The organism is Nostoc flagelliforme FACHB-838, assembly GCF_014698065.1.
In the GTDB taxonomy this organism is placed as follows: domain Bacteria; phylum Cyanobacteriota; class Cyanobacteriia; order Cyanobacteriales; family Nostocaceae; genus Nostoc; species Nostoc flagelliforme_B.
This window is the reverse complement of sequence record NZ_JACJSI010000532.1, coordinates 1-3397: the sequence shown is the minus strand read 5'-3', so window position 1 is coordinate 3397 and position 3397 is coordinate 1. Positions and strand designations below refer to the sequence as shown.

General features: G+C 43.9%; 5 protein-coding genes and 1 pseudogene. All 6 read left to right on the top strand.

Annotation, left to right across the window (positions count from 1 at the left end; translation table 11 throughout):
* Positions 1 to 196 (top strand): annotated as a pseudogene (locus H6G97_RS54340) (hypothetical protein); the annotation flags it as partial.
* Between the two features lie 14 nt (positions 197 to 210).
* A complete protein-coding gene (locus H6G97_RS54335) occupies positions 211 to 783 on the top strand; it encodes a hypothetical protein (protein WP_242056136.1) in 573 nt (190 codons plus the stop codon).
* Positions 784 to 826: 43 nt separating this feature from the next.
* Positions 827 to 1018, top strand: a complete 192-nt coding sequence (locus H6G97_RS54330; RefSeq protein ID WP_242056135.1) for a hypothetical protein — start codon at positions 827 to 829, stop codon at positions 1016 to 1018.
* A gap of 548 nt (positions 1019 to 1566) precedes the next feature.
* Positions 1567 to 2121 (top strand): VanZ family protein, encoded by a 555-nt coding sequence (locus H6G97_RS48135; RefSeq protein WP_190947394.1) that lies wholly within the window; start codon positions 1567 to 1569, stop codon positions 2119 to 2121.
* A 143-nt stretch (positions 2122 to 2264) separates the two neighbouring features.
* Positions 2265 to 2477 (top strand): hypothetical protein, encoded by a 213-nt coding sequence (locus H6G97_RS48130; protein WP_190947393.1) that lies wholly within the window; start codon positions 2265 to 2267, stop codon positions 2475 to 2477.
* A 308-nt stretch (positions 2478 to 2785) separates the two neighbouring features.
* A complete protein-coding gene (locus H6G97_RS48125; protein ID WP_190947392.1) occupies positions 2786 to 2992 on the top strand; it encodes an HU family DNA-binding protein in 207 nt (68 codons plus the stop codon).
* Positions 2993 to 3397: the final 405 nt, after the last annotated feature.

The window sequence follows — 3397 nt, the reverse complement described above, 5'->3', positions numbered from 1 at the left end:
ACCTTCTAGAACCAACAAAGCCACCTCTGCCGCAAAGAGTGATTCAAAACCACCTGTTAACTCTGCAAATGAGGATATCTATGTTGAGGAAAATCTAGCTACAGCAACGATTATGGTTACTGCTATCGAAATTCCAGAGTTGACAGAGGAAGAACAGCGCGATAAGCCTGACGGCATGGCTACGCTTACCGCCTAAACTTGGAAAGAGAAGTGGAGAAAGCGGTTTTTGAAGCTGGTAAGGCGCTGATGGAATTGCGCGATGGGCTACACCCCGCCGTAGGCGATCGCAGGCTTCATCGTTCCACCCACAGCACTTTCGAGGAGTATTGCAAGGACAGGTTTGGATTTGGGTGCCGTCATCCTTATAGATTAATTGAAGCTTCGGCTGTATTTGATAATCTGATGAAAATGTGTCCCAATGGGACACAAACAGAAAATGAGGAAATGTGTCCTAACCGATCACAAATTTTGCCTACGAGTGAACACCAGGTTAGAGCGATAACAAAACTGGAACCTCAACAGCAATGGGAAGTATGGCAGACGGCAGTGGAAGAAGCCGGAGGTAAAGTACCATCTGCTAGAGTTGTAGGCGATGTAGTACAACGGATCATGGAACGTACTAAAGCGCCAAATCCGTACCGCGTTGGAGAAGTGTGCCTCCTTATTGCCAAAGAGAATCCTGATTTACGAGGAAAAGGCGGATGTTGGGCGGATAGTCAACCATGTGGGCGAATTCAGTTGCACAGTCACAATGTGGGATGGGGAGTACACTGTCAGAATTGACCACCTAAAGCCACTGAATTACCTGGAGTCGGAATGTCAGCAGATGCAGAAGATATGTGATCGCATCAGTAGATTACGGGAAAACGATAACTTGGAAAATGCCCCAAGTGCTATGTTGAAGTACTTGGGAGAGTTGAAACGTCCGTATTTGACTGAGTTTGAGGAAAAACTATTAGGTTTTATTGAACAAGAATATGGGATTGTAGTTCAAGGCAGATTTAACACTGATTTTTGAACATACACTGGCGTTCATACAATTGCTATTTCATGACGCAGAAGTATTTCTTGGGTCATAAATCTGAAGATCATCTCAAATCACCAACTGCTAAATTACTTGGGTATAAGCAGATAAACGCACAGTATAAAATTCTCATAATTGAGATTAAATATAAGCTAAGTTACCTTCTCACTTCTTAGCTACTTCGTTTAACCCTCCTTCTTTTACACAGGTTGCACCGAGACTTTCAGTGTAAGCACGCTAAATAATAGTTCGCCTGTTTGTTCATCTCCGTACCCGATTGTATTCGAGCGTCCAGGTTGATTGCTCAACCTGTTCTCAATCCTTGTGAACACCTTTTTAGTGCATCTGCACCACATAGAATGCAACTTTTGGCAAACATCCCCGTCTTTTCAGCAGAGCGAACGGAGCAGATGGTTGCCTTGCGTATTCAGTTAAGTTAGAAATCAACGACTGAGGGAGCAACCTACTTATCAGCCACTGCTCTTAGTATCCTCGTCTTCACCATCAAGCGCGTTGCATACCCTAAAGAAGGAGTTCACCTCATGGACATCAGGTTTTCGATTCCGTCCGCTCCCATACTTGTGTTTCTCTTTGTGGCGTACCTTGCTACCCTGTTGTACCTTCGTGTCTATCAAGGCAGAAGGTTGAGTGTTTTCCGGCTGGCAATTCTAACTACATTCGTGATCTACCTCCTTGCCGTTCTTCATTTTGTGTTGTTCCCAATTCAGGTAGAGATTGGCAGTTATGCTTCACAAAATCCTGGGTTTATTAACGTTATACCGCTTCTTACCGCTGATCTTCGCAGCTTCTTGTCAAGTGTCATCCTGATGGTTCCGCTTGGGGTGTTTCTCCCATTGCTCTTACCAACATCCTCGTCTGTCAAAACCATCGCGCGGCAAACGTTTAAACTCTCTCTAGCCATCGAACTCACGCAGTTCGTCACTAACGTTATCCTGGGAAATTGGCGCGTTCCCGATGTTAATGATCTTCTTGCAAATACACTAGGCGGGGTGCTAGGGTATCTGCTGTTCAAACAGATGTCACGTGTTACACTTATTGACCACCTCCTCCATTGGGACGCACGCCCAACGCGCTGAACGAACGCCCGAGTCAAAGCATACCCGCAGCGCATACAATGAGTACGAATCTCTTTACAACTAGCTAGGCAATATATGTATATAATTAGCTTGAGATACATCAAGTAACCATACATCAACAGCGCTTAATGCAAGGAAAATTTGTGAATACCATTAAAATTACTGATTTAGAATTCCTTAGCGAAATTAAAAAACCATCCGAAAAGCAATTAAACCAGATGTTTGACGAATTTGGGAATGAAGTGCAACTATCGGATGAAGACTTAAGTAAGATAGTTGGTGGACATGGAACTAGCGGATGGGGAGGTTTTACGAGCGAGCAAGTACATGGAAGTGGCGGATGGGGAGGAAGCTAAATAGGTCTTCCACCAAGATAAATGTAGGTATGATGCTTGACAATACTTTTCGGATAAACTTAATAATCTCTCTCTTGGTCTAAGAGAAGGTAAATTTAAACCCTTTCCCTTTCCCCTTTCTCCTTTAACCGAAAAGTATTGCAGCCGATTCTTCTTAAGAAAAGTGCTGCAATAGGCACGGCACAACAATCTGCTTGTACACCGACCGTATAAAGTTGGCTGCTTGAGTTTGAGAGAATGTTTACGGGGGCAAATAAGTGCTTAGATGTTATTAATGATGGATTCAACAACAAACCTATTTTAGCTAATTGCGGGAACTTTTCTGGACAGTTGTTACCGAGGCTGTAGCCAATGGGGAGAAGATAACGCTGGTAGGGTTTGGCTCATTTGAGCGGCGTGAGCGCTCCGAGCGTGAGGGGCGTAATCCCAAAACCCAAAAGACAATGACCATTCCAGCTACTAGAGTTCCTGCGTTTTCTCCTGGAAAGCTGTTTCGAGAAAAAGTAGCACCTTAAACAATACAGATGTATTTACCTTACTAGTATCAATCTAATCATTGCGAAGCCAGGCAAGCTACTAAGTACTGCTGCTTACAAATGCATGATCTCACGCTAGCTGGCGATATGGAAATATCGAAGTTATCGGTTGTTGTACTACTGTTGGATTAAGGGCAATGGATAGCATGGGTTGCTGTCGGGAAAGGATTAGAGGGATTGCTGGGGAGCTAAAATGAGTTGTCTAGTTTAATCGCGTAGGCGCAGCCCGCCGTAGGCATCGCTTCCTCAATCGCCTTAATGTCTTCAACTCTGTGCTTTGGCTTTGCTGCTGATGTATATCAAAATGCAAAAGAATGCTTTTCTAAGAAACGATAAAAACTTACTTGACCAGAGTACCTATTTTGTGTGAGAGCATTTTATCCT